A 23,846-nucleotide genomic window follows, 5' to 3' on the forward strand; every position below is an offset into this window, starting at 1 on the left:
GGGTCGCCACCGTCGGCGATCGGGTACCGCCGTGAAGGCGGCACCCGATCGCCGGCGGAGACCGGTCGTCTGTCCGATCAGGACGCTGCCCGTGCGGGCCGTCCCGCCGGACCCTGGCGGTTGTAGTCGTCCTGGAACGCGGCCCGCTGCTCGGCGTTCATCTCGTTGAGCAGCACGTTCGGGCTCTGCAGCGGCGGGCACCGGCGCAGGTGGTCCAGTGTCCACATCTTCTTCGGGTCCAGGTCGAGGTGCGGCTGGGCGACCAGGGTCTTGCCGTCGTCGCGGACGAAGCCCATGTCGGACACCACATCGGCCCAGTTCCAGCCGTGGTAGAGCGTCTCCCACTCGCGGGACCCGATGAGCTGGCCCATGTTCGGGGTCTCGCGACCCTGGTACGTGGGCCGGAACGCCTCGACGTCGGTCCACCGGCAGGCTTCGTGGCAGTACGTCCGCCACTGCCCGTCGACCTCCGCCATGACCATGTCCTCACGCACGAGGCACGGGACCATGCAGGTCCAGCAGCGGTGCGGGTAGACGTAGTCGACGTCTTCCAGCGCGATCGGGTTGTGCCCGTTCGGCACGGACAGGCGGCTGTAGTTCTCCCACCACTTGCCGTACTTGTCGTACCAGCCCGGGTACTTGTACTCGAACCACTCGAAGTCCTCGTCCGTCATCGGGTCGATGCGCCAGTAGTTGGCGAGCCACCCGGTGGCGAAGAACTGCGCGACTTCGTGCACGTAGCCCTTGTCCCAGATCTGCTTCCACGCTTCTTCGATCAAGTCGTGCGGAATGACCAGACCGTACTTCTCGAGCGGGACGAGATAGCTGCGGTAGTAGTCGTCGTAGATCCACCGGCGCCACATCTCCGCGTAGCTTTCCCGATCCTTGCGGCGGTCCTTCGTGCCGTACTCGATGAAGGTGCCGATGGCCGCGTCGACCACCCGGTGGTTGTTCCACCACGCGTAACGCAGATCGCGTTCGAGCAGTTGGTGGTTGCTTTCGTCGGAAAGTGCCATCAACAGCGTGGCGTAACCGTTGCTGATGTGGCGCGACTCGTCGGACTGCACCGAGTGGAAGACCGTCGGCAGCAGGTAGTCGCCATTGGCCGCGGCCTCGGCGGGCATGGCGACGAACAGCGTGTTGGTGAACGCCGTCTCGGCCACGATCGTGAGGTAGATGCTCGCCGCGGTGATGGCGTCACCGGTGATGAATCCCTCGGCGAACTGCCGGCCGATCGTGCCGCAGTAGTCGTTCTGGAAGTTGCGCAGGCTCGAGTTGAACCCTGCCGGGTCGATGTAGTTGTTCATGTACAGGCGCTTCAGGTTCTGCTGGATCGTCGAGTGGCGAACCTCGTCGATCATCTGGATCGCCTGGCCGTTGTGCAGTTCCGGGTTCGGCACCGTGCGGAACAGCAGCGGCATGGCCCGCGCCGCGGAGATCTCCGGCAACGGGATGATGGACAGGAACAGCTTCTGCCACTCCAGCCACCGTTCCTGGACCTGCCGGAACATGTTGCCTCGGATGGCGCCGTCCTCGGCCCCGTAAACGCGGTGATCCTTTTCCTCCTGCATCGGGAAGTAGGAACGGAGCACCTGCTTGAGCGGGTCCTTCTTCTTGGCCTTGTGGAACGTGTAATCGGTTCCGTAGTGCGACACCGGCTGGTGGTACACCGGTTCCCACGACAGCTCCTGGATCTTCTGGTGGGCTTTCGCCACGCTCTGGCGGCTCATGGTCTCTCCTTACCCGTCGCGCCACGACGGCTGCTGGCGCGCCCTGCCCGAACCGCGGTACCCGGTTCACCCGGTCGGACCGGGGCGTGAAGTCCTGCGAACACGATTAAGGGGGCGGCCCGCCGAACCGCGAGTCTCAATACGAGACAAGCCGCGGAGATTTTTTCAGCCGTCCTCCATCATCGCGGCCCGCAGCGCGGCCAGCTGAGACTCCTTCTCTTGTTGCAGCCGCACGTCACCCTCGGCCGTGGGCGTGATCCCCAGTGCCCGCAGCAGTTCCGCGGCCGGCTCGCCGGGATGGCCACCGGAGCCGAGCGTCGGGTGCAGTCCGATGTCCACGAGGTGGCGGAACACCAGGTCTACAACTGTCCACGGGTTGTACGTTTCCTCGGGTTGTTCATCCATTCGAGTCCTCCTACGCCGCTCTTCCGGACTCCCATGAGAACCCCCCGCGCGCGAGGAGCGCGTCTCAAGGTGAGACCCGCGCTGGACAAGTGTCCTAAGGTGGGTACGACCCGGTACTGCGACACAACGACGTGGGCAGCGACAGGAGGTCGAGCCGTGGTGAAGAGTCCACCCGCCCGCCAGGTCGCACCGAACCCGGCCGCGATCCTGCCCGACGAAGACGGTCTGGCGAGGACCCGGATTCGCTTTCTGACGTCGGAAACCATTGAGCCGGACCAAGTCCGCGAGGCGATCCTCGCTTCGTGGTGGCGGTCGCGGCATTTCCGCGTGCCCGCCGATCGCATCGACCTGCCCTACCTCGGCGAGGTCAATCTCGACACTCCCTTGATCCACAGCGCGAAACTCGTCATGCAACGGCTCGGCGACCAGCTGGACGGGCAGCCGATCAGCATGATCCTCGCCGACCCGACCGGCACGGTGCTGAGCCAGCGCACCGGAGACACCGACCTGCACCGCCACCTCGAACGGGTGGAGCTGGTCCCCGGCTTCAGCTACGGCGAGAAGTTCGTGGGCACCAACGGCATCGGCACCGCGCTGGAGGACGAGCAGCCGACGCACGTGTTCGGCCACGAGCACTACGCCGAGCACCTGGAGAACCTCGCCTGCGCCGGCGTGCCGATCCACCACCCGATCTCCGGGAAGATGATCGGCGCCGTCGACCTCACGTGCTGGCGCAAGGACGCGGGCGGGCTGCTGATCGCGCTCGCGCGCAGCACGGCCGAGCAGATCCAGCAGGCGCTGCTGACGCACAGCAACCTGCGCGAGCTGATCCTCTTCCAGTCCTACCTGCAGGCGTGCCGCCGCACGACCGGCATCGTCATGGCGTTCAACGACGACATCGTGATGATGAACGACAGCGCGCGCCAGCTGCTCAACTCCGCCGACCAGTCGATCCTGCTCGGGCACGCCGCGCAGGCGCTGTCGGAGTACCGGCGCAACACCGCGACCGTGACGCTCTCGGGCGGGGGCAAGGTCAAGATGCACTGCCGGCGTGTGCCGGGCCAGCACGAGGACGACGTCGTGGGCGGTGTGCTCTCGGTGAAGCTGATCGTCTCGGAGGCCGAGTCGAGCGGTGTGCCCGTGCCGATGCTGCCGATGTTCCTGCCCGGCCTGGTCGGTTCGGCGCCGTCCTGGCTGCGCTGCACGCACGACGTCGACGCCGGCTACAGCCGCGGCGAGTGGCTCGTGCTCGCGGGCGAGCCGGGCACCGGGAAGCTGAGCCTCGCGAAGGGCGTGCACCAGCGGCGCAACCCGACCGGCCGGCTGCACACGCTCGACGCGCGCGAAGCGGCGGAGGACGACTGGCTCTGCGACCTCCGACGCGACCTGATCGACGACCCGGTCGACACACTCGTGGTGCAGCACCTGGAGTCGCTGCGCGGTGAAAAGCTGAAGGCGTTCTCCGGGGTGCTCGAAGAGGTGCGTACCGCGTACGGCGCCAATGCGCCGTGGCTCGCGGTCACCCTCGCCCCCGAAGCCGAGACGACGCCGGACCTGGCCGAGTCGCTGGCGTTCTTCCCGCGCACGGTGACCGTGCCGCCGCTGCGCCGCCACATCGACGACCTGACCGAGCTGGTGCCGTTCTTCCTCGCGAAGCTCTCGCGCGGCAGCCGGCTCTCGTGCTCGCCGACGGCGCTGCACCTGCTGATGCGCGCCGACTGGCCGAGCAACACCGCGCAGCTCTACCAGGTGCTCAAAAAGGTCGCGCAGCACCGGCGGCTCGGCGCGATCCAGCCGAGCGACCTGCCTGCCGAGTACCAGGCCATCGCGAAACGGCCGCTGAAGGGGCTCGAGTCGATCGAGCGCGACGCGATCGTGCGCAGCCTCGAGGAGGCCCACGGCAACAAACCGCGCGCCGCGCAGCTGCTCGGGATCTCGCGCGCGACGATCTACCGCAAGATCCACGAGTACGGCATCGTCACGCCCGACCACTGAGTTCACGGAGGTCCCGCACGCCGGGGATCATCATGGAGCCATGCGGTGGCCGGGTGTGCGAGGACTGAGCCCGCGGCGACGGCTGCTCGTCGCCGCGGTGGCGCTCGCGATCGTGGCCGCCGGCATCGTCACGGCGGTGTCCGTCGGCGGGAGTTCCGGCGTACCTCGCGCCGGAAGCCCCGACCAGGACACGCCGGGGCCGGTGCTGCTGGTGCCCGGCTACGGCGGTGGCCGGAGCTCGCTCGAACAGCTGGCCGACCGCATACACCGGGCCACGGGCCGCGACACCGAGGTGCTCACCCTCGCCGGCGACGGCACCGGCGACCTCCTGCAGCAGGTGGACGTGCTGACGCGAGCCGTCGAACGCGCGTATGCCGGCGGAGCCCCGTCGGTGGACGTGATCGGCTACTCGGCGGGCGGGGTCGTCGCGCGGCTGTGGGTCGCGCGCGAGGGCGGCGAGCACCAGGCCCGGCGCGTGATCACGCTCGGCGCGCCGATGCACGGCACCACGCTCGCCACCGCCGGCGGCGTGCTGGCGCCCGGCGCGTGTCCCACGGCCTGCCGCCAGCTCACGCCCGGCAGTGCCCTGCTGCGGCAGCTGCCGCCGATCCCGCCGGGCCTGCCGTGGCTTTCGGTGTGGACGCGGCTGGACCGGACCGTGACGCCGCCGGAGTCGGCGCGGCTCGACGGCGCGGTGAACGTGGCGCTGCAGCAGGTGTGCCCCGCCGACACCGCCGCGCACGGCGACCTGCCGACGGACCCGGCCGTGACCGGTCTCGTGCTCGACGCGATCGGCACGGCGCCGCTGTCGGTGCCCGCCTCGTGCGCGGCGCTCAGCTCGTGACGTCCTTGGTGGCGAAGTTCGCCCACGCGGCGCCGAAGAACACCACGATGTAGCCGGCCTGCAGCAGCACCCCGCGGTCGATGTTGTGCCACAGCACGGGATCGCGGAAGAAGTCCAGCCACGAGAGCCAGTAGTGCGTGGGCAGGTACGGCTTCACCGGCGCGGCCGCGTCGAGCGTCTCCAGCACCGAGCTCGTGATGAGCACGGCCAGCCCGCCGAGCGCGGCCCCGAGCGCCGAGTCCGCGAGCGTCGACAGGAACATCGTGATCGCGGCGAACCCGAGCATCGACAAAACGATGTAGGCCACGGCCCCGAGCAACCGCAGCGCGAGCGACGACGAGCTCAACGATGTGCCCGACAACGTCACGACCTGCGCCGTCTGGCCGCCGGGCCCGGCCTCGGCGCCCGTGCCGAACAACAGGATCCCGATCACCAGCGACGTGAGGACCACGATGGCGATCGCCGCCGTCACGTACACCGCGAGCGCCACGAGCTTCGCCGTCAGCAGCCGCGTCCGCCCGGCCGGGCGCGCCAGCAGGTACCGCAGCGTGCCGCCCGAGGCCTCCCCCGCCACGGAGTCCCCCGCCACGACCGCGACCGCGATCGGCAGGAACAGCGGCAGCACCAGCGCGAGCGCGGCCGCCGGGTACAGCGACCCGTCGTTCACCACCGCCGACAGGAACGCCCCGCCCTGCCCGGGCGGCGGCGCGAAGTCCGCGGTCGCCAGGAACACCGCCACGATCGCCGGGAGCAGGCACAGCAGCAGCACGCTCACCCACACGCGCGGCCGCAACGCGAGCTTGCGCAGTTCGACGCCGATCACCGCGTGCCTCCGAAGCGGTCCGAACCGTGGCTCGTCACTTCGAGCACGACCTGTTCCAACGTGCGGTGCTCCTCCCGCAGGTCGCTCACGCGCACGCCCGCGCTGACGAGGCGGGTGTTGAGTTCCGCGGCGTCGGCGTAGCGGACCACGAGGTGTTCGCCGTCGCGGTGTTCGAGGTGGCCGTCGAGCACGGCGGCGGCCACGGCGGGGTCCGGGGTGCGCAGCAGGACACGGCCGGTCGCGGCGCGCAGGGCGGCGACCTCGCCGTCGAGCACCAGGCGGCCGTGGTCGACGATGCCGACGCGGGTGCACAGTTGCTCGATCTCGGCGAGCAGGTGGCTGGAGAGGAAGACGGTGGTGCCGTCGCGGTTGAGCTCCAGCAGCAGCTCGCGGATCTCTTTGATGCCCTGCGGGTCGAGGCCGTTGGTGGGCTCGTCGAGCACCAGCAGCCGCGGGCGGTCGAGCAGTGCGCCGGCGAGGCCGAGGCGCTGGCGCATGCCTAGCGAGTACGCCTTGACCGGCCGCCGGTCGACGCCGGCGAGACCCACGCGCTCCAGCGCCTCCTCGATGCGGCGCCGGCGCGTCCGCCTGCCGCGGTGGCGGCCGGCGGCGTCGAGCAGGGCCAGGTTGCGCCGGCCGGACAGGTGCGGGTAGGCGGCCGGGCCTTCGACGAGCGCGCCGACGTCGGGCAGCACGTCGGCGAGGCGCTTCGGCACCGGCTGCCCGAGCACCTCGATCTCGCCGCTCGTGGCGTAGACGAGCCCGAGCAGCATCCGCACCAGCGTGGTCTTGCCGGACCCGTTCGGGCCGAGGAAGCCGTACCGGTCGCCTTCCCGGACCTCCAGGTCGACGGCGTCGACGGCCACCGTCCGGCCGTACCGCTTGGTCAGCCCCCGCGTGACGATCATCGGCCGCTCCGGCGCAGCGTGGCCAGGTCGGCCGCGGCCGCGGCCAGCACCGGCGGCGCGACCAGCCCGGCGAGCAGGTAACCGCGCCGCGAGCTCGGCGGGCGCACGATCGCCAGCGACAGCGGCGTGACCGACAGCTGCACGGCCGTGCCCCGCGGCATGGTGATCGCGGTTCCGCCGGCCTTGCCGGCCGCGTCCGCCGCGCCGTCGGCGACCGCGCGCGGCACGGCGACCACCGCGAAGGCCGCGAGCCCCGAACCGTAGAGCGCCGCGCCCTGCACGCCGCCGAAGTTCGCGGTGCGCACGGGCCGGCCGCCGAGTTTCGGCGGCAGGCGGACGCGGCCCAAGGCACCCAGCGCGTTCGACAGGTCCGGCGCGTTGGTGGCCGTGAAGCCGCTGCCCGGTGCGGGCACCGGCGCGGTGACGACGGGCGCGGTCTGCTCGACGTCCTCGAACTCCGCGGTGAGCATCGGCGCTCGCTGTCCGCGCGCGGTCACCTCGACGCGCAGCGGCAGCCCGGTCCCCGGATCGGCCCACACGTCGACGCCGCCGATCGTCGTCTCCGGATCGGCGGGCACCAGGCGGAAGCCAGCCGCCGGGATGCCGGCGATGGTGCGCGGCGGCAGCGTGCTGACCGGGTCCGCGGGCGCGGACCGCAGCGCCCACCGCGCCAGCTCGGGCGGCAGCAGGTCACCCGCGCGCGGCAGCCGCACGGCGGCGTCTCCCGTCAGCCGGGTCAGCATGTTCGCCCCGTAGTCCCAGGTGTATTCGCCTTCCGGCAGGTGGTAGACGTCGTGCTCCCCCGTCGTGGTCAGCACCGCCACGCGGTAGCGGTCGGGCCCGGCGTACCAGGCGCGCGTGGTCGTGGTCGTGGAGAACAGGGCCGACACGTCGGCGAGGTCGGGCAGCTCGGGGATCGCCAGCGAGCCCCGGCTCTGAGCCAGCCCCTGGTACGGCTTCCCGGCCGAGCCCAGCACCAGGTCGCGCAGGTGCCCGGCGTCGGCGGCCGGCCCGGCGGGCCGCAGCGCGGCGACGAGTGACGGCAGCGCCACCAGCGCCACCGCCACGACGGCGACCACCGCCCAGCGGCGACCGCGTTCACGTCGCACGACGGACACCGGCATCACCTCTGGTCCCTTTGTACGCCACGAAACCGCGTGGCCCCGTTTCCGAATCCTTACGCCGGGTCTGTCGCCTTAGGGTGAGGCGCATGGAAGATCTCGCGCAGCGGTACGCGGCGGGCACGCTCGCCGACGTCGTCCCCTCGGCGCTCGCCGGGCTCGGCGTCGACGGTGAGCGCAACCCGCTCGGCCTGCCCGCCGCCGACCGCGTGTGCGTGCTGCTCGTCGACGGCCTGGGCTGGACGTCGCTCCGAGAGCACGCCGGCGCCGCGCCCTTTTTGACGCGGCTGTCCGCGCGCCCGCTCACCGCGGGCTTCCCCAGCACCACGGCGACCAGCGTCGCGTCGCTGGGCACCGGCCTGACGCCGGGCGAGCACGGTGTGGTCGGGTACGCGTTCGACGCCGGGCGCGACCTGCTCAACGTCCTCGGCTGGCGCCGCCACACCGGCGGCAAGCCGATCGACCTGCGCGAGCGGGTCGTGCCGGAGCAGCTGCAGCCGCGCCCGACGGCGTTCGAACGCGCGGCGGGAGCCGGGGTCGCCGTGCGCGTGGTCGGGCCCCGCGACCAGCGCGACAGCGGGCTCACCCGCGCGGCCCTGCGCGGCGGGGAGTTCCAGGGCGTCCACGCGCTCGGCGACCTCACCGCAGCCGTCGCCGAAGCGCTGGCACAGCCGCGGAGCCTCTGCTACGCCTACCACGCCGACCTCGACCTGCTCGGGCACGTCCACGGCCCCGGCAGCACCCCATGGCTCTACCAGCTGTCCTACGTCGACCGCCTGGCCGAGACGATCGCCGGCAGCCTGCCGAATGGCGCGGCCCTGATCGTGACGGCCGACCACGGCATGGTCACCGTCGGCGAGCGCGTCGACTACGACGCCGAACCCGCGCTGCAGGCCGGGGTCCGCACCGTGGGTGGCGAGGCCCGCGCCCGCCACGTCTACACCGTCGAGGGCGCGGCATCCGACGTGCGAGCCGCGTGGCGCGAAACCCTCGGCGAGCGGGCGTGGGTGCTCGGCCGCGAGGAGGCCGTCGCGGCGGGCTGGTTCGGCCCGCGCGTGGCCGAAGCCGTGCTCCCCCGCATCGGCGACGTCGTCGTCGCGGCCCGCGGGAGGACCGCCGTCGTCCGCACCGAGGCCGAGCCGCGGCTGAGCCGCATGACGGGCCAGCACGGCTCGGTGACCGACGAAGAACTGCTGGTACCGCTGGCGATCGCCCGCGTCTGACCGTCCGTTATGGACGTTGGGTGTGCGGCGGGCCGGTCTCGGCGAGCTGGTCGATGGCGCCCACGAGCTCGGCCAGCGCCGGAATGGCCGACGCGATCAGGTGCCGCCACGCCGGGTGCAGCCGGTCGATCGCGGCGGCGAGGATCTCGGCGTTGTGGTGCTTGTAGCGCTCCACGGCCGCGCGCCCGCTCTCGGTCAGTTCGAGCTCGACCGTCCGCCGGTCCTCACTGCCGCTGGTGCGCGTGACGAGGTCGCGCGCCCGCAGGCCGGTGACCATGGTCGTGACGGAGTTCGGTGCCAGCTTCAGCAGCTGGGCGACGCGGCTCGGGCGCGCGCCGGGGTTCTCGGCCAGGCACGAGAGCAGTTCGAGCTGCGCGACCGACAGCGTGTTGTCCGGGTCGGCCGTGCGCGCGGCGCGGCGCATGGCGCGCCGGAGGCGGGCGACGACGTCGGCGAGGTTCGGCTCGGGCGTCATGCGGTGCGGGAGGTACGGGGGCCGGCGGCGAGACCCGTGCCGGCGGCGAGCACCGCCGCCACGGCCAGGACGGCGAGCGCGAGCGCGCGGCCGCCGGTTCCCCCTGCGTGCAGGCACAACGTCACCAGTGCCACGCCCAGCGCCGTGCCGAGTCCGCGGGCCATGTTCACCAGACCTCCTCCGGTGGCCGACATCCGGGTGGGGATGGCGCCCATGACGGCCGAGTTGTTCGCCGGGATGAACACTCCCAGACCGAGCCCCACCGCGAACAGCGACACGCCTGTTTCCCATGGACCGGACACCCCCACCAGCACGGCGCAGCCGACCGCCGCCAGGGCCGCTCCGGCGCCGATGCGGACGCGGGACCCGAGCCCGGCGGGCAGCACGCGGTCGGCGGTCACGGCGGCGACCGCGAACCCGGCCGGCAGGCTCGTGAGCACCGCGCCGGTCGCTCCGTGCGCGCCCAGGACCTGCGGCAACAGTGCCAGCGGCCCGAACAGCACGAGGTACCCGCACAGCGCGCCGGCCAGGCCGAACGACACGACCGGCGGCCGCAGCACCGCCAGGCGCAGGATCGGGCTCGCGGCCGAGTTCTCGCGCAGCACGAACGCGCCGGCCGCGACCACACCCGCCACGAACAGCGCCGGCGCGGCCCAGCCGGGCAGCGCCAGCCCCGACAGGCCCGAGATCGCCAGCAGCAGCGCGGTCGACGCCGTGGCCAGCAGGGCCACGCCCGCGCCGTCGAAGCGGCCCAGCGGCGTGCGCTCGCGGGTGCGCGGCAGCAGGTACCGCCCGGCGATCAGCCCGACGAGGCCGACCGGCGCGTTGACCAGGAACACCCACCGCCAGCCGACGGTGTCCACGAGCAGCCCGCCGACCGCGGGCCCGAGCGCGAGGCCGAGCGCCTGCGCGGCGGCTTGCACCCCGAGCGCCGCGCGCATCTTCTCGCGGCGCACGCTGCCCACCACCAGCGCGACGCTGTTGGCCTGCAGCATCGCCGCGCCGAGCGCCTGCACCACGCGGCACACGACGAGCCACGTCAGCGTCGGCGCCAGCCCGCACGCGATCGACGCCGCGGTGAAGACGCCGAAGCCGTAGACGTAGGTGAGCTTGCGGCCGTGGGCGTCCGCGAGCCGGCCGACCGCGGCGAGCAGCCCCACCAGCGTCAGCAGGTAGGCCAGCGACACCCACTGCACCGCCGCCAGCGGCTCGCCGAACTCGCGCTGCAGCGCCGGGAACGTGAGCGTGACGATGCTCGCGTCCAGCTGGCCCATGAACGCGCCGAAACACACCGCGCCCACCGCGAACCAGCCCGCGAGCCGGTGCTCGCGCACCACCCGCGGCCGTGGTCGCTCCACCAGCATCGCCACAGCGGCCCCCTTCGCCGACAGTTCGTTCTCCTACAGAACTACTTTGCCGGAGACTTCGCCACCTCCACGCGATCAATGCCACACAACTAACTCTGTACCCGAATGATCGACGCAACCCACCAGCGAGATCGCGCCGGTGTTTCGTCGGGACTGTCCGATCGGCCGCCAGGCCGCTCCGACCGGCCCGACGAAACACCGACTCAAAGGCGATCTCGCACGCCCTGCCGGAGGCGGGGCCAATAACGCTGTCGCACATTGAGACACGCAAACCCACCGAGGTGCGGTGTGATGGCCGCAACACTCGCACCGGCAGGACAGGAGCGTCCCGGATGTCCCAACCCACGGCACCGGTCAAGAACGCGCGCCAGCTCAGGACTCCGCTGGCGCTCGCGCTGGCCGACCTCGCGGCGATCTTCGACGACCTGCAGTTCACGCTGCGCTGTTGCGAACGCCTGGTCGTCGAGCTCGAACGCGGCGAGGCACAACGCGACCCCGTGCTGATCGAATCGCTGTGGGTTTCGGCGCTGAACTCCTACGCGCGATGCTTCCGCCCCGGCGAGCGCGGCATGGGCCTGACCGAGGACGACCTCAAGGCCACCGGTGTGCAGGGCGAGGTGCTCGAATGGCACGGGCTGCTGCGCAAGATCCGCAAGCACCTGGTGCTCGGCGAGGCCAACCCGCGCGAGGTCTACTCGATCGGGGTCTCGCAGGCGGCCGACGGGAGCCCCGAGGGCATCGTGATCACCTCGGCGATCCACCCGCTCGTCGACGACCTCACCGTCCGCCAGACCGGCCGGCTCGCCTTCGAGCTGAGCCGCCTGCTCGACGAGCGCATCAAGGAGCACCAGAAGAAGGTGTTCGCCGCCGTCGAAGAGCTGCCGAAGGGCAAGCTCGACGAGCTGCCCGACATCGAGATCACCAGCTGAGCCGGCTCGTCCCGGTCGAGGCCGGTTGGCCCGCCACGTGACACGTGGCGGGTAAACGCACGTGTCCTTCGGGCACTCCGCCACGAGAAACGGGCACTCCACCGGTGCGGCGGGTGCGCGGCGACGGGCCCGGGCGATGACCTGGTGTGGGCGCGGGTGCGCGAGCCTTCCCTCGCGCACCCGCGCCCTTGCCACGCTCCGGCGTCAGCCGGTGATGCTGTCCGAGCCGTCCTCGAGGTGGCCCGCGTAGCGGCGCGACCAGGACTTGTCAGCGTCCAGGGTCACGGTCACGTCGTACCAGCCGTGGTCCGAACCGCACGGGTCGATCGAGTGCAGCGCGCGGCCGTGCGCGGGCACGCGGTAGGTCTTCGGACGGTCGTCCGAGTACTGGTTGTGCTTCACGGTGAAGGTGACCGGCCGCGAACCGTCGTTCTCCAGCTCCAGCAGCAGCCGCGGCCGCGAGCCGAAACCGAGGATGCCGTCGAAGTAGGCGGCGGTGACCTTCGCGGTGTGACCGGCGGCGTCGAGGTCGCCGGTGAACTGGCGCAGGAACCGGTTCGGGCCCACCACCGTGATGTCGTAGCGGTTCCCGTCGAGCTGCACCGCACCCGGCACGGTCTTGTCCCAGATCGTGCTCGACGGCGCGACCGTGTACTGGCCCGGGAACTTCGCCGGGTAGTCCTTCAGCGACGGGGTCGCCTGGGTGTTGTCGTACACGGCGAAGTGGCTGGCCTTGCGCACGTGCTTGCCGTTGTTGCTGAACGACAGCTTCGCCTGGGCCGAGCCGTGCGAGGTGGTGAACCCCTCGAGGTTCGCGTTCGGCTGGTACGGCAGAGCGCGGGCCTTCTTGGTGCCCGGCTCCTGCTTCGGCATCTTGTTCGTGGTCACCGGCGGCTGGTACGAACCGCCGACCGGGTCGCCGATCACGGTGGTCTTCGGCAGCCGCGGCAGGCCGTACACCGGCGAGCGGAAGTCGAACGCGGCCGTCAGGTCACCGCAGACGCTGCGGCGCCAGGCGCTGATGTTCGGGCAGTGCGCGGTCTTGCCGAGCGCCTCAGTCCACTTCTCGAGGAACTGGATCACCGACGTGTGGTCGGAGACCTCCGAGGTCACCCAGCCACCGCGGGTCCACGGCGAGATCAGCAGCAGCGGCACGCGGAAGCCGAGGCCCACGGGCATCGGCTGGGTGAGGCCGGCGGTGGCGAGCGCGCCGGAGGCCTCGAGGTAGAACTCGTTGTCGGTACCGGGCGCGGGCACCGGCGGCGGCACGTGGTCGAACTGGCCGTCGTTCTCGTCGTAGTCGATGATCACGAGCGTCGAGTTGAAGACCTCGGGGTCGGCGTTGAGGGCCTCGAGGACGTTGTTGACGTAGTAGGCACCGTCGTTCGGCGAACCGTCCGGGTGCTCGGAGAAGGCCTGGTTCGTGACCATCCACGAGACCTTCGCCAGCTTGCCCGCCACCACGTCGGCGCGCAGCGCGTCGGTGAGGTTGTCGGCGTTGGCGCTCAGGCCGGCGTGCGGCTCGGGGACGATCGCCACGCCCTTGTCGTAGAACACGTTGCCGGGCGCCGCGGTGCCGCCCTGCGACGGGTCGAGCTTGGCGAAGGTGTCGAAGTACTCGAGACCGTTGTCGCCGTAGTTGTCGGAGCCCTGGTAGAGCTTCCACGAGTAGCCGGCCTTCTGCAGGGACTCGGCGTAGGTCTCCCACAGCAGGTGCTTGCCGAGCTCGTCGCCGCCGTTGAAGGCCACGTAGTCGCCGTGCTTCTTGTCGGCGTTGATCGAGCCGCTCCACAGGTAGGTGCGGTTCGGGCCGGTCGCGCTGAGCACGGAGCAGTGGTAGGCGTCGCCGACGGTGAACGCGTCGGCCAGCGCGTAGTGGAACGGGATGTCCGAGCGGTCGAGGTAGCCGAGCGTGGTCGGGCCGCCCTTGGCGTAGTACCAGCCGTTCATGAGGCCGCCGTACCAGGCGCCGTGCTGGTCGTCCCAGCTGTGCGAGGTGCCGCCGTAGCCCTGCGCGCCGACCTCGGAGGTGGGCGGCTGGTGGTTGGCCGGGTACTGCGACACCTTGGCGTCGGAGAGCTTCCACGGGTACTGGCTGCCCGTGGCCGGGGTGCCGGGTGCCGTCGTCGGCTGCTGGAACACCGAGCTGCCGCCGGGCAGCGTGATCGCGGAGCGGTCGCCGAAGCCGCGAACACCCTTCAGCGAGCCGAAGTAGTGGTCGAAGCTGCGGTTCTCCTGCATCAGGATCACCACGTGCTTGATGTCCCGCAGGTCTCCGTACCGCTTCGACGGGACGGGCGGCCGAGGCGACGCCTCGGCGTCGGTGGCGGCCAGCCCACCGCCGCCGACGACCGCAGCACCGGTGACCGCCGCGGCTGCGCCGAGGAAACCTCTTCGGGAAAGATCGGACATGGGTGAGAACCTCCGGTAACGGCCGGCACGCGCCAGGAGCGCGGGACGGCCGAAACCTACGGTCGCGGAACCGGTTCGGGGCGAACTCCGGCTGAACACTCCCCGACGCGCGTCGGAACCGTGGCGGGGCTCGGCCGACCGGCGCAGTCCACACCGGACAGAGCGGACACCCGGCCACCGTGAGGGCACCCCGCGTCACGGGTTGGTCACAGCCGCAACGCCGGACTCGTACAGCCGTCTTTGCCCGTGACAGCAAGCTTTTCGCGAATTCTGGGGGCATGATCACATGACGCGGACAACCGTGTTCAGAGGCGCTCTCGCTGCCGCTTCCGTCTCGGCGGCCGTGCTCGCCACCGCGTGCACGGGCGCGCCCGCCGTGCCGACGGCACCGGTGCCGTCGGCGCCGTTGTCCACCTCCGCGGCACCGTCCGCGACGCGGGCTCCGGCGGCCCCGCCGGCTTCCGCGCAGCAGCCGGGCCGGTCCGCGCAGCCGGCCGCGGCCGCCGGCCTGAAGTTTCCGGGCAAGAGCCTCGAGGTGCGGTTCACCCGCTACGACCGCGCGAGCGGAATGGCGGAGTTCTCCCTCGTCACGCTGGCGCCCGACGGCGGGGCCGGCCCGCACCTCGTCGACGTGCCGGGTGCGCACCGGCTGCCGCTGGCCCCGAACGCGACGATCGAGTCCGTCGACCCCGCCGGGTTCCCGTTCGAGACGTGCCCGCCGACCGAGTGCTCGACCGGGATCGAGCTGGAGACCGTGCTGAACCACTACGCCGGCGGCGGGCTGTTCGCCGACGCCGCCGTGAACGCCGCCGACCAGATCACCGACATCCACGAGATGCCGTACTGACGGGACGGGTGCCCGGGCTCGGGGGCCGGGCACCCGCTCGGTTCAGCTGCCCTGCTGGGTGCGCCGGCGGGCGCGGTAGGCGCGCAGGTTGACCGCGTTGCCGCACACCTGCACGTTGTGCCACACGCCGCTGTTGTTGCGGGAGCGGTCGTAGAAGGCGACCGCGCAGCGCTTGTTGCGGCAGGTCTTGAGGCGCCGCCAACGGTCGGCGCGCTGCGCCTCCAGCACCTCGATCAGCACGATCGACGCCACGCGCCGCCAGCCGGTGCCGCGGGGCTCGGGCCGGATCCGGCCGTCGGCGCCGGGCTGCAGCAGCACGGGCGCGCTGTGCAGCAGGGTCGTGCCGGCTTCGGGGTCGTGGTCGGTGAAGTCGCGCAGCTCCTCGCGCAGGTCGCGCAGGCGCTCGACGTCGTCGCCGGTCAGCTCGACGCGTTCGGCCGGGCGTTCGGTGACCTCGGCCCACCGGGCCAGCGCGCTGTCGAGCCACTTCTGCGCGTCGCCTGCTTCGTCGAGCAGGTCCTTCTCGCGGGGTTTGCCGGCCGAGAGCGTGTTGAGCAGGTCGTGCACGAAACCCAGCCCGTCCGGGCTCACCTGGAGCTCGTAGCGGTCCGTCGCGGGCCAGTTCATCCGCACTCCTTCCGGCAGAGCCATCACGTCCTCAACTCTGTCGAGTCGACTATACCGCGCCCGGGCCGCGGGCAAGACGGAAACGGCATTCCGCCCGGTCCGACGCAGGTGGTCGACGTTCGGCTGCGTCGCCTCGGGCTCCTCACTGCCCGTCGAACGTCAGCACCGGCCGCGGCTGCCCCGCCTGGTACGCGGCGATCGCCGAGGCCAGGCCGCGGCGTGCGTCGCCGGTCTCGAACAGCGGCATCGAGAGGTCGAACAGCACCTGGTCCGCGGCCGCCGTGCCGCCGACCTCCCACGTGCGCAGCAGCGCCTTGTGCACCGCGTGCGCCCGGGTCGGGCCCTGCGCCACACGGCGCGCGAACGCCAGCGCCTCGGCGAACACCTGCTCGTCCGGGACGACCCGGTTGACGACGCCGGCCTCGGCCATCTCCGCCGCCGGCACCGGTTCGGAGGTGAGCGCCCACTCCATCGCCCGCGCCCGGCCCGCCCGCGCGGCGACGCGGTGGATCCCGCCCAGCAGCGTCACGATCCCCAGCGTCTGCTCGGGGTGGCCGAACCGGGCCGACTCGCCCGCGAAGAGCACGTCGGCCCGCAGCGCCAGCTCGAAGCCGCCGCCGAAGCACAACCCGTGCACCGCGGCGATCACCGGCACCGACACCTGCTCGAACGCGTTGAACGCGCGCAGGAAGAGCTCGAACGACGCGCGCAGCGCGCGCACGTCCTGCCCTTCCCACGGCACGATGTCGCCGCCGTAGCTGAAGTCGGGGCCTTCGGCGCGCAGCACGACGGCACGGGCGCCGCTGGAGGTGATCTCGTCGACGGCGGCCACGAGCTCCGTCGTCATCGGGACGCCGATGCGGTTCTGCGGCGGGTTGTCGAGCGTGAGCACGGCGACGGCGCCGTCTCGGGTCAGGGAAAGCTGTGGCACGGCGGGCTCCTCAGGACAGGTGCTGCTCGAACCAGGACCGCGCGGCGGCACTGGAGCGGGCGAACTCGGTGACGTACGGGTCGAAGTGCCCGCCCGGAATCAGCTCGAGCTTCTTCGGCTGCAGAGCGCGTTCGTAGGCGGCGAGCGCGAGGTCGGTCACGGTGATCGTGTCGTCGAGCGCGACCACGAGCAGCAGCGGCGTCGGCGACACCCGGCTGATCCACGCACCCGGCTCGTACATGCGCGCGGCGCGCGTGGAGCGCACGGTGACCTGGTTCCCCCAGACGCCCTCGGGGATGTCCTGCAGGTAGAAACCGATCGCGTCGGGCGCGCGGTAGGAGGCGGGCACGGCCGGGTCCGCGCTCACGATCGCCTGGCTGCGCGGCGGTTCACCGCGGCCGACGGCGCGGTCGTCCTCGGCGAACGCGTGCTCCAGCGCGGCGATCGCGTCCGGCGGCACGCGGCGCAGGCCCTGTTCGACCCCGCTGATCGTCGGCACCTGCGCGACCACGGCCTTCAGCCGCCGGTCGGTCGCGCCCAGCACGATCGCGTGGCCACCGGCGTAGCTGGTGCCCCACAGGCCGATCCGCTCCGCGTCGACCTCGGGGCGGGCCTCGAGGTAGGTGATCGCACGGCGCCAGTCGGCGATCTGACGCCAGGGGTCCACGTCCTGGCGCGGGGTGCCGTCACTGGCGCCGAACGTGCGGTGGTCGTGCACCAGCACCACGAACCCCACGTCGGCGAACGCCTCGGCGAAGCGCTCGAGGCCGTGTTCCTTCACCCCGGCGTAGCCGTGGGCCATGGTGATGGCGGGCCGCGGGCCCGGCGCGTCCGGCACGAACAGCCAGCCGCGCAGGGTCACGCCGTCCTCGCCGGCGAACTCGACGTCGCTTCGAGTGGTCATGTCAATCCTCCTGGTGGAAGTGGGCGGCCGCGAGGTCGGGCAGGCGCCTGCCCAGCTCCGCGGAGAACTTCAGCGCGCCGCCGAGCGGGCGGTGGTGGATGGCCGCGTGCACGATCCGGCCTGACTCGTCCTTGGTGAGCACGGTGACGCCGAGCAGCCGCGTGCCGCCGAAGGCCACGGCCTCCCACTCGAGGTAGGTGCGCTCGCCGGACTCGGCCTGGTGCGTGAACCGCAGCGACTCGTAAATCTCGCTGGCGGCGGCCATCACGCGCCGCACGTTCTCCCGGCCTTCGACGGGCGCGAGCAAGACGGCGGCTTCGAGGACGACGTCCTCGGCGAACGTCTCGTCGAACGCGCCGGCGGTCTTGCGCGAGAACCCCGCGGCCCAGCCGCGCGCCTGGCCTCCGGCGAAGCGGGCGATCAGCTCGGCGAGACGAGCGGGCGCCTCGGCGTGGGTCCAGTGGCCCGCTCCGCCGACCACCTCTGTGACGGGCGCGGCGAAGCGGGGTGCGACGGCGTCGGCCACGAGGTCGGCCGTGATGAACGGGTCGTCTCCGCCGCGCACGATGAGCACCGGGCCCGGGTACCCGCTCGGTTCGTGCCCTTCCGGGGCGCCGTTGTTCCAGCAGGAGGCGAGCGCGCGCACCACCTCGGGACGCAGGCGCAGCCCGGCCGCACCGATGCGTTCGGAGGTCTCGGCGCTCAGGTTCGGCGACAGGTTCGCCCGCGCCGCGCGCTGCGCCCCGGCCCCGGCTTCCCCGAGTACGCGGAACGGCTCGATCGCCTCGTCGGGCAGGTGCGTCCCCGCCAGCGGCACCGGGTTCACGAGCACGAGCCCGCTGGTCAGCTCGGGGCGGGCCGCCGCGACCAGCTCGGCCACGGCCGAGCCCATGCTGTGGCCCACCAGCAGGAACGGGCCACCGATCGCGTCCACAGTGGACAGCAAGTCGGCTTTGAACCGGTCGTAGGTGAACGGCCCGGTCTCCGCCGCACGGTCGCCGCAGCCGGCGAGGTCCACGGCCACGTACTCGCCGCCGGACGGCAGCGCAGCGATGACCCCGTCCCAGACCCGGCGGTCGTCGAGGAACCCGTGCACGAAGACGGTCGGTTCGGCCATGGATCTTCCCCGATCAGGTCCTCCCGGCGTCGGGTGACTGCCGGCATGAGACCTAACCGTAAACCGTTAGCTTCTGTCACGTCACGCGCCACACGAGGTGACGCCTACCACACAGTGCGCTGTCAGTGCCCGGGAGTTCCCGGTCCAAGACCGTCTTCGTGCCGAGTTACGACAGAAGCGTACGAACTTCGCATCCGTCACTCACTGCCGGTACGGCGCGGCGGCCGCCTGGGCGGCGGTGATGAACGCGCCCTTGTTCTTCGGCCAGAAGGTGCTGTCCACGCACGAGTACTTCGGCAGGAACCCGCCACACGTGCCGCTCGACGCGCCGACCTCGAAGGTGAAGCTGGCGACGCCGAGGGTGCCGTAGGTGAAGTCGTCGGTGGTGCCGCTCGTGTCGTAGCCGACGGTCTCGCGGTTGGTGCCCACGAGATAGCCGTTGGAGGCGGTGAACTTCGCGCCCAGCTTGCGGTACTGCGCGTCGTTGGGCGAATTCGCCTGCGTGAAGCCCCACGGGATCACGATGTCGTTGCCGTAGCTGTGCAGCGTGATCATCGTGCCGCGCGCGGTCGTCGGCGCCGGGTCGTTGGTGCCGGTGCCGCGCTGCACGGGGTAGATCGCCCGGAAGAACTTCTCCAGCGCCTGGGTTTCCGGCTCCGAGCCGGCGCTCGCGCCCTGGTAGGTCTCGGCGCACGGCGAGTTCGAGTCCCCGCCCCAGTGGAACGTGGAGTTGCGGTTGACGTCGATGCCGACGTTCGTGCCGGAGCAGCCGCCGCGGGTGTTGTCGGCGTTCTTGCGCTGCAGCTTGGGCGAGTTGCCGCCCGAGGCCACGATGTCCACGCCGTCGGGGTTGGCGATCGGGATCACCCACACCTCGGTGGTGTCCAGAATGGACTTCGCGGTCGTGTCGCTCCCGTAGCCGTCGGCGAGGTAGTCGATCCAGCGCCAAGCGAGCTCGCCGGTCGAGATCTCGCGAGCGTGGATCTGGGCCATCAGCACGAACTTCGGCTTGGCCGAGGTCGTGGACAGCGTGCAGTCGCCGGCCTGCTTCTTGCTGAGGCAGATGGCTTTCAGGTCGTGGCCGCCCTGCCCTTTGGCCTTCTTCCACGACGGGCCGAGCGTGTACACGGTCGCGAGGTCCGGGTGCGCCGAGGCGACCTGGGTCAGGTGCGCTTCCTGCGCGGCGACGGTGCGGTAGCCGCCGTAGAAGGTGTCGGCCGCCGCACGCGCGGAGACGGCGGGCACGTCCTTGTAGACGGTGTCGAAGTAGGCCGGCCGGTACCCCAGCGTCCGCAGCTTCCGGGCCACGGCCTGGTCGCCCACGACGTAGGCGGCTTCGCGGTCGGACTCGGCGACGTCGAACCCGGCGCGCGCGAGCCCCGCCACCTGGTCCGCGGTCACCGGCACCCGCCAGAACACCGGCGCGCCGTCCCCGGGCGCGGCGGCCGTGGCGCCGGCGGTGCCGCTCGCCAGGCCCGCCACCAGCACTCCGACCGCCGCCAGCGCGGCCTTCCACGACGACCTGACCTTCATCGGGGCTCCTCACGGTGCGTCGGGGGACGGACCGACAGTGACCGTCCCGCAACGCACAGTGTGGCGGCCCGGGACAAACCCGGCACACCCACGAAAGTCGGAACTCCCGCCTCAGCCCTCCGTGAGGATCGCGGCGAGCAGCTCGGCCGCGATGTTGCGCCCGGACACCACGAGCACGACCGGCCGGTCGAGCGGTACCAGGCCCGCGCGCAGCGCGGCCAGCGCGGCGGCCGACGAACCTTCCGCCACCAGCCCCGTCGTGAGCGCGAACTCGCGGACGGACCGGCGGATCGCGGGTTCGTCGACGTCGACGAGCTCGACGCCGGCCTCGCGCACGATGTCGGGCGTGATGGTGCCCGGTTCGAGGTTGCCGACCAGCCCGTCGGCAATGGTGTCCCCCACCGGCACGGTCACGAGGTGTCCCGCCGCGACCGCCGCGGACACGGCGTGGCAGGCGGCGGATTCGACGCCGACCACTCGCACGTCCGGTTTCGCGCGACCGGCGCCGAGCGCCGTGCCGGCCAGCAGCCCGCCCGAGCCCGTGGGCACGACGATCGTGAAGTCCTCGCCGAGGCTGCCGGCCACCTCGCCGACGAGCGTGCTCTGACCCGCGATCACGTACGGGTCGTTGTAGGCGGACACGAACTTCATCCCGCCGGCCGCGAGCTCCAGCGCCTTCGCCTCCGCGCCGTCGTAGCCGCCCGGCGCGAGCACGAGGTCGACCGGGTAGGTGCGCAGGGCCGAGATCTTGGCCGGGGAACCGTCTTCGGGAACGACCACTGTGGACTTCGCGCCGAGCAGCCGCGAAGCGTGGGCGATGCCGAGTGCGTGGTTGCCTGCCGAGGCCGTGACGACCGGCGTCCCGTCGGCGGCGTACGCGGTGAGGGCGGTGACGCCGCCGCGGACCTTGAACGAGCCGGTGGGCTGCGCGCCCTCGTACTTGAGGAACACCGGCACGTCGAGGCCGGCGGCGTGGAACGGCAGCAGCGGCGTCGGTGCGAGGTTCCGCGCGACCGTTTCCCTTGCCTGGTCGAGGATGTCGTCGGCGATCAGGGGCATGGCTCTCCTTCGGGGACGGGTCAGGCTTCCGGGGCGAGTTCGCGGCGCAGGCGGGTGAGCAGTTCGTAGGTGTCGACGGCGGGGTCGCGTCCGACGGCCATCGTGGCGAGCACGAGCATGTCGGCCAGCAGCATCCCGCCGAGCGGCTCGGCGGTGAGGCCACCCGCGGACGCCTCGTCGCGCAGTGCGACGTCCACGGCGCCGGTGAGCTCCTCGCCGAGGTTCTCGGTCACGAGGATCAGCCCGGCGCCGGCGGCCCGCGCGTGGGCGACGAGCAGTTCGAGCTCGGGCAACGCGCGGCCAGGTGCGAAGATCACCACGGCGTGGCGGGCGGAGAGGCCGAGCAGGTCGTCGGCGAGGGTGAAGCCCGTGGCCCCGGAGAAGACGGCGAACTTGCCGATGCGGTTCAGCTTCAGGGCGAGGTAGCGGGCGCTCAGCTCGTTGACGCCCCAGCCGTAGCAGAAGACCGTGGCCGCGGGCGCGAGGAGCTGCAGCGCCTGCGCCAGCGCGGCCGGGTCGGTCTTGCGGCCGAGCGCGGTGATCCGCTCGTGGGCGTCACCCAGGACCCGTTCGGCCGTGGCCGAGAAGTCCCGCGCCGTGCGGGCGAGCTGGAGGCGCTCGCTGATCTGCGGGGGCGCGGCGTCACCGAAATGGGCGCCCAGCGCGGCTTTGAGGTCCGGGAGCCCGGCGTACCCGAGCCGCCGCGCGGTGCGGACCACCGTGGCGTCGCTAGTGCCCGTGGTGCGGCCGATGTCGCCGGCGGTGGCCAGCATGATCCGCTGCGGCGGCGACGCGACGAGGTACCGCGCGACGACGCGTTCGGTCTTGCTCAGCCGAGTCCACTCGTGGTTGACCCGGCTCGCGAGGGTGCGCGGTTCTGAAGTATCCAATTCAGCTAGTGCCGTTTCTGTCGTCACTGCTACAGTGACCGCAGCTTACCCCGCCGGGCCGGGACTGCCCCGGGCCTCGCCGCGCACACCTGCCCGCCGCGAAGAAGGAGCTGCCTTGTCCCCGATCACCGGCGCCATCGCCTCGCCGCACGCCCTCGCCACCCACGCCGGGGAACAGGCCTTCCGCGCGGGTGGCAACGCCCTCGACGCGGCACTCGCGGCCGCCACCGCGCTCACGGTCGTCTACCCGCACAACACCGCGCTCGGCGGCGACCTCGTGGCCCTGGTGCGCACCCCCGACGGCTCGATCACCTGCGTGAACGCCACCGGCACGGCACCGGCCGCCCGCGACCTCGCCGCGCTGCGCGCCCGCCACGGCGACCGGCTGCCGGAACGCGGCCCCGACACCGTCACCGTGCCCGGCGCGGTACGCGGCTGGGAGGCACTGCGCGGCCACGGCGCCGCGCTGGACTGGTCCGCGCAGTTCGACGCCGCGATCGGGTACGCGGCCGAAGGCGTCCCCGTGGCGCGCTCGCTCGCCGCCGCTCTCGTGACCGACCGGGCGCTCCTCGACGCCGACGCCGGATCGCGTGCGGTGTTCGGTGCGTCGCTGCGCGAAGGCGACCTGCTCGTGCAACCGCGCCTCGCGGAATCGCTGCGCGCGATCGCGGCCGGCGGACCCGGCGAGTTCTACGAAGGCGCGGTGGGCGCGGCCCTGGTGCGTGGCCTGCAGGCCCTCGGCTGTCCCCTCACGACCACGGACCTCGCCGGGTACGTGGCCCGGGACACCGCCGCGATCTCCGCGCCGCTGGGCGGGTTCCGCGTGCACACCAGCCCGCCCAACACCCAGGGGTTCGCCCTCTTGCGGACCGTGCGGGCCCTCACCGAGCTGGGCTTCGCCGCCACTCCGTGGACGGTCCCGGCCGCCGTGCTGGGCCGTCTGTTCCACGACGGCACACGCGTGCGCGACACCCTGCTGGCCGACCCGGCGTTCGCCGCCACCGACGTCGAGAACGACGGGTTCGCCGAGCTGATCGCGAGCCTGCGAGACCCGCGCGCCGCCGACGTGGTGACGGCGCACTCGATCCCCCGCGGCGACACCGTGGGCGTGGCAGCGGCCGATTCCGCGGGTTACGCCGTGTCGATCATCCAGAGCGTGTTCGACAGCTTCGGCGCCGCCCTGCTGGAACCGGAGACCGGCGTCATCCTGCAGAACCGCGGCACGAGCTTCTCGCTGGATCCCCGCTCCCCCAACGTGATCGCGCCGGGCAAGCGGCCCAAGCACACGCTGATGCCCGTGCTCGTCACCCACGAGGACGGCCGCGTCCGCTGGGTCAGCTCGACGATGGGCGGGCACGGCCAGCCGCAGATCCACGCACAGGTGCTGCTGCGGCTGCTCGCCGGCGACTCGCCCCGGGAAGCCGTGAGCGCGCCGCGCTGGGTCGTCGGCGCGCGGGCCGAGGGCCAGTCCTCCGACACCGTGCACCACGAAGCCGACCTCGCGGCCGAGACCGTGGCGGAGCTGGCCGCCGACGGCTTCCCGCTGCGGGAAGTCCCGCCGCGCACGGAGTTCCTGGGCCACACCAATGTCGTCTCGCTCGCGCCGGACGGCACTTTCACCGCCGGCAGCGATCCTCGTTCCGACGGCTCCGCCGCGGTGGTCCCGGCGTGACGGGGCGCCTGCGGCCCGGTTGAAGGACCCGGGT

21 protein-coding genes are annotated in these 23,846 nt (G+C 72.1%); 6 read left to right on the forward strand and 15 right to left on the reverse strand.

Annotated features, from left to right (window positions below; all coding sequences use genetic code 11):
* Positions 1-77: 77 nt before the first annotated feature.
* Together AB0K15_RS05260 and AB0K15_RS05265 are read right to left on the reverse strand one after the other, a co-directional pair.
* Entirely contained in the window at positions 78-1,730 is a 1,653-nt protein-coding gene (locus AB0K15_RS05260; protein WP_364045794.1) for a methane monooxygenase, read from the reverse strand.
* 165 nt (positions 1,731-1,895) lie between these two features.
* Positions 1,896-2,135 carry a hypothetical protein gene (locus AB0K15_RS05265; RefSeq protein ID WP_364045796.1) on the reverse strand — a complete coding sequence of 80 codons (240 nt, stop codon included), beginning with the start codon at positions 2,133-2,135 and terminating at the stop codon, positions 1,896-1,898.
* Positions 2,136-2,294: 159 nt separating this feature from the next.
* Between AB0K15_RS05265 and AB0K15_RS05270 the strand changes: the two genes are divergently transcribed.
* The gene (locus tag AB0K15_RS05270; RefSeq protein WP_364045798.1) at positions 2,295-4,130 is read left to right on the forward strand and encodes a helix-turn-helix domain-containing protein; all 1,836 of its coding nucleotides are present in this window, start codon (positions 2,295-2,297) and stop codon (positions 4,128-4,130) included.
* Positions 4,131-4,170: 40 nt separating this feature from the next.
* Positions 4,171-4,974: a lipase gene (locus tag AB0K15_RS05275; protein WP_364045800.1), complete on the forward strand. Its 804-nt coding sequence runs from the start codon at positions 4,171-4,173 to the stop codon at positions 4,972-4,974.
* Here the strand turns inward: AB0K15_RS05275 and AB0K15_RS05280 are convergent.
* The 3 genes from AB0K15_RS05280 to AB0K15_RS05290 are packed head-to-tail and all read right to left on the reverse strand — an operon-like array spanning position 4,964 to position 7,829.
* Positions 4,964-5,797 (reverse strand): ABC transporter permease, encoded by an 834-nt coding sequence (locus tag AB0K15_RS05280; protein WP_364045802.1) that lies wholly within the window; start codon positions 5,795-5,797, stop codon positions 4,964-4,966. The two genes, AB0K15_RS05275 and AB0K15_RS05280, sit on opposite strands and share 11 nt — an antisense overlap.
* Positions 5,794-6,705 carry an ABC transporter ATP-binding protein gene (locus AB0K15_RS05285; protein ID WP_364045804.1) on the reverse strand — a complete coding sequence of 304 codons (912 nt, stop codon included), beginning with the start codon at positions 6,703-6,705 and terminating at the stop codon, positions 5,794-5,796. Before AB0K15_RS05285 ends, AB0K15_RS05280 begins: the two co-directional genes overlap by 4 nt.
* Positions 6,702-7,829 (reverse strand): hypothetical protein, encoded by a 1,128-nt coding sequence (locus tag AB0K15_RS05290; RefSeq protein WP_364045806.1) that lies wholly within the window; start codon positions 7,827-7,829, stop codon positions 6,702-6,704. The genes AB0K15_RS05285 and AB0K15_RS05290 overlap by 4 nt, the downstream gene beginning before the upstream one ends.
* 86 nt (positions 7,830-7,915) lie before the next feature.
* Here AB0K15_RS05290 and AB0K15_RS05295 point away from each other — a divergent pair, with 86 nt between their 5' ends.
* Entirely contained in the window at positions 7,916-9,049 is a 1,134-nt protein-coding gene (locus AB0K15_RS05295) for a nucleotide pyrophosphatase/phosphodiesterase family protein (protein ID WP_364045808.1), read from the forward strand.
* A 7-nt stretch (positions 9,050-9,056) separates the two neighbouring features.
* Here the strand turns inward: AB0K15_RS05295 and AB0K15_RS05300 are convergent, their stop codons facing one another.
* Together AB0K15_RS05300 and AB0K15_RS05305 are read right to left on the reverse strand one after the other, a co-directional pair.
* Positions 9,057-9,524 carry a MarR family transcriptional regulator gene (locus AB0K15_RS05300; protein ID WP_364045810.1) on the reverse strand — a complete coding sequence of 156 codons (468 nt, stop codon included), beginning with the start codon at positions 9,522-9,524 and terminating at the stop codon, positions 9,057-9,059.
* Positions 9,521-10,888, reverse strand: a complete 1,368-nt coding sequence (locus tag AB0K15_RS05305) for an MFS transporter (protein ID WP_364046660.1) — start codon at positions 10,886-10,888, stop codon at positions 9,521-9,523. Before AB0K15_RS05305 ends, AB0K15_RS05300 begins: the two co-directional genes overlap by 4 nt.
* Positions 10,889-11,223: 335 nt before the next feature.
* Here AB0K15_RS05305 and AB0K15_RS05310 point away from each other — a divergent pair, with 335 nt between their 5' ends.
* Positions 11,224-11,820 (forward strand): hypothetical protein, encoded by a 597-nt coding sequence (locus AB0K15_RS05310; protein WP_220239294.1) that lies wholly within the window; start codon positions 11,224-11,226, stop codon positions 11,818-11,820.
* 204 nt (positions 11,821-12,024) lie between these two features.
* Here AB0K15_RS05310 and AB0K15_RS05315 read toward each other — a convergent pair whose 3' ends face one another.
* On the reverse strand, positions 12,025-14,232 hold the full coding sequence (locus AB0K15_RS05315) for a phosphocholine-specific phospholipase C (RefSeq protein ID WP_364045812.1): 2,208 nt from the start codon (positions 14,230-14,232) through the stop codon (positions 12,025-12,027).
* Positions 14,233-14,518: 286 nt separating this feature from the next.
* On the opposite strand from AB0K15_RS05315, the gene AB0K15_RS05320 reads away from it, so the two are divergent.
* The gene (locus tag AB0K15_RS05320) at positions 14,519-15,079 is read left to right on the forward strand and encodes a hypothetical protein (RefSeq protein ID WP_364045814.1); all 561 of its coding nucleotides are present in this window, start codon (positions 14,519-14,521) and stop codon (positions 15,077-15,079) included.
* 42 nt (positions 15,080-15,121) lie between these two features.
* Here AB0K15_RS05320 and AB0K15_RS05325 read toward each other — a convergent pair whose 3' ends face one another.
* The 7 genes from AB0K15_RS05325 to AB0K15_RS05355 form a co-directional block, all read right to left on the reverse strand.
* Positions 15,122-15,706 (reverse strand): CGNR zinc finger domain-containing protein, encoded by a 585-nt coding sequence (locus tag AB0K15_RS05325; RefSeq protein ID WP_364045816.1) that lies wholly within the window; start codon positions 15,704-15,706, stop codon positions 15,122-15,124.
* Positions 15,707-15,848: 142 nt separating this feature from the next.
* Entirely contained in the window at positions 15,849-16,637 is a 789-nt protein-coding gene (locus AB0K15_RS05330; RefSeq protein ID WP_364045818.1) for an enoyl-CoA hydratase/isomerase family protein, read from the reverse strand.
* A gap of 10 nt (positions 16,638-16,647) precedes the next feature.
* Entirely contained in the window at positions 16,648-17,541 is an 894-nt protein-coding gene (locus AB0K15_RS05335; RefSeq protein WP_364045820.1) for an alpha/beta hydrolase, read from the reverse strand.
* Position 17,542: 1 nt separating this feature from the next.
* Positions 17,543-18,658, reverse strand: coding sequence for an alpha/beta fold hydrolase (locus tag AB0K15_RS05340; RefSeq protein WP_364045822.1), 1,116 nt, complete (start codon positions 18,656-18,658; stop codon positions 17,543-17,545).
* A gap of 201 nt (positions 18,659-18,859) precedes the next feature.
* A complete protein-coding gene (locus AB0K15_RS05345; RefSeq protein ID WP_364045824.1) occupies positions 18,860-20,191 on the reverse strand; it encodes a M14 family zinc carboxypeptidase in 1,332 nt (443 codons plus the stop codon).
* Between the two features lie 111 nt (positions 20,192-20,302).
* Complete coding sequence (locus AB0K15_RS05350) at positions 20,303-21,250, reverse strand: pyridoxal-phosphate dependent enzyme (protein WP_364045826.1); 948 nt, start codon at positions 21,248-21,250, stop codon at positions 20,303-20,305.
* A gap of 20 nt (positions 21,251-21,270) precedes the next feature.
* Complete coding sequence (locus AB0K15_RS05355) at positions 21,271-22,140, reverse strand: MurR/RpiR family transcriptional regulator (protein ID WP_364045828.1); 870 nt, start codon at positions 22,138-22,140, stop codon at positions 21,271-21,273.
* Positions 22,141-22,255: 115 nt separating this feature from the next.
* On the opposite strand from AB0K15_RS05355, the gene AB0K15_RS05360 reads away from it, so the two are divergent.
* The gene (locus tag AB0K15_RS05360; RefSeq protein WP_364045830.1) at positions 22,256-23,812 is read left to right on the forward strand and encodes a gamma-glutamyltransferase; all 1,557 of its coding nucleotides are present in this window, start codon (positions 22,256-22,258) and stop codon (positions 23,810-23,812) included.
* The last annotated feature ends 34 nt before the right edge of the window (positions 23,813-23,846 follow it).

The sequence above is a fragment of the Amycolatopsis sp. NPDC049253 genome (assembly GCF_040678995.1).
Lineage (GTDB): Bacteria > Actinomycetota > Actinomycetes > Mycobacteriales > Pseudonocardiaceae > Amycolatopsis.

Bases quoted from the DNA above. Each gene is read 5' to 3' on its own strand.
- AB0K15_RS05260 (WP_364045794.1), bottom strand. From the start codon at position 1,730: ATGAGCCGCCAGAGCGTGGCGAAAGCCCACCAGAAGATCCAGGAGCTG.
- AB0K15_RS05265 (WP_364045796.1), bottom strand. From the start codon at position 2,135: ATGGATGAACAACCCGAGGAAACGTACAACCCGTGGACAGTTGTAGAC.
- AB0K15_RS05275 (WP_364045800.1), top strand. From the start codon at position 4,171: ATGCGGTGGCCGGGTGTGCGAGGACTGAGCCCGCGGCGACGGCTGCTC.
- AB0K15_RS05285 (WP_364045804.1), bottom strand. From the start codon at position 6,705: ATGATCGTCACGCGGGGGCTGACCAAGCGGTACGGCCGGACGGTGGCC.
- AB0K15_RS05290 (WP_364045806.1), bottom strand. From the start codon at position 7,829: ATGCCGGTGTCCGTCGTGCGACGTGAACGCGGTCGCCGCTGGGCGGTG.
- AB0K15_RS05295 (WP_364045808.1), top strand. From the start codon at position 7,916: ATGGAAGATCTCGCGCAGCGGTACGCGGCGGGCACGCTCGCCGACGTC.
- AB0K15_RS05300 (WP_364045810.1), bottom strand. From the start codon at position 9,524: ATGACGCCCGAGCCGAACCTCGCCGACGTCGTCGCCCGCCTCCGGCGC.
- AB0K15_RS05305 (WP_364046660.1), bottom strand. From the start codon at position 10,888: ATGCTGGTGGAGCGACCACGGCCGCGGGTGGTGCGCGAGCACCGGCTC.
- AB0K15_RS05310 (WP_220239294.1), top strand. From the start codon at position 11,224: ATGTCCCAACCCACGGCACCGGTCAAGAACGCGCGCCAGCTCAGGACT.
- AB0K15_RS05315 (WP_364045812.1), bottom strand. From the start codon at position 14,232: ATGTCCGATCTTTCCCGAAGAGGTTTCCTCGGCGCAGCCGCGGCGGTC.
- AB0K15_RS05320 (WP_364045814.1), top strand. From the start codon at position 14,519: ATGACGCGGACAACCGTGTTCAGAGGCGCTCTCGCTGCCGCTTCCGTC.
- AB0K15_RS05325 (WP_364045816.1), bottom strand. From the start codon at position 15,706: ATGAACTGGCCCGCGACGGACCGCTACGAGCTCCAGGTGAGCCCGGAC.
- AB0K15_RS05335 (WP_364045820.1), bottom strand. From the start codon at position 17,541: ATGACCACTCGAAGCGACGTCGAGTTCGCCGGCGAGGACGGCGTGACC.
- AB0K15_RS05340 (WP_364045822.1), bottom strand. From the start codon at position 18,658: ATGGCCGAACCGACCGTCTTCGTGCACGGGTTCCTCGACGACCGCCGG.
- AB0K15_RS05345 (WP_364045824.1), bottom strand. From the start codon at position 20,191: ATGAAGGTCAGGTCGTCGTGGAAGGCCGCGCTGGCGGCGGTCGGAGTG.
- AB0K15_RS05350 (WP_364045826.1), bottom strand. From the start codon at position 21,250: ATGCCCCTGATCGCCGACGACATCCTCGACCAGGCAAGGGAAACGGTC.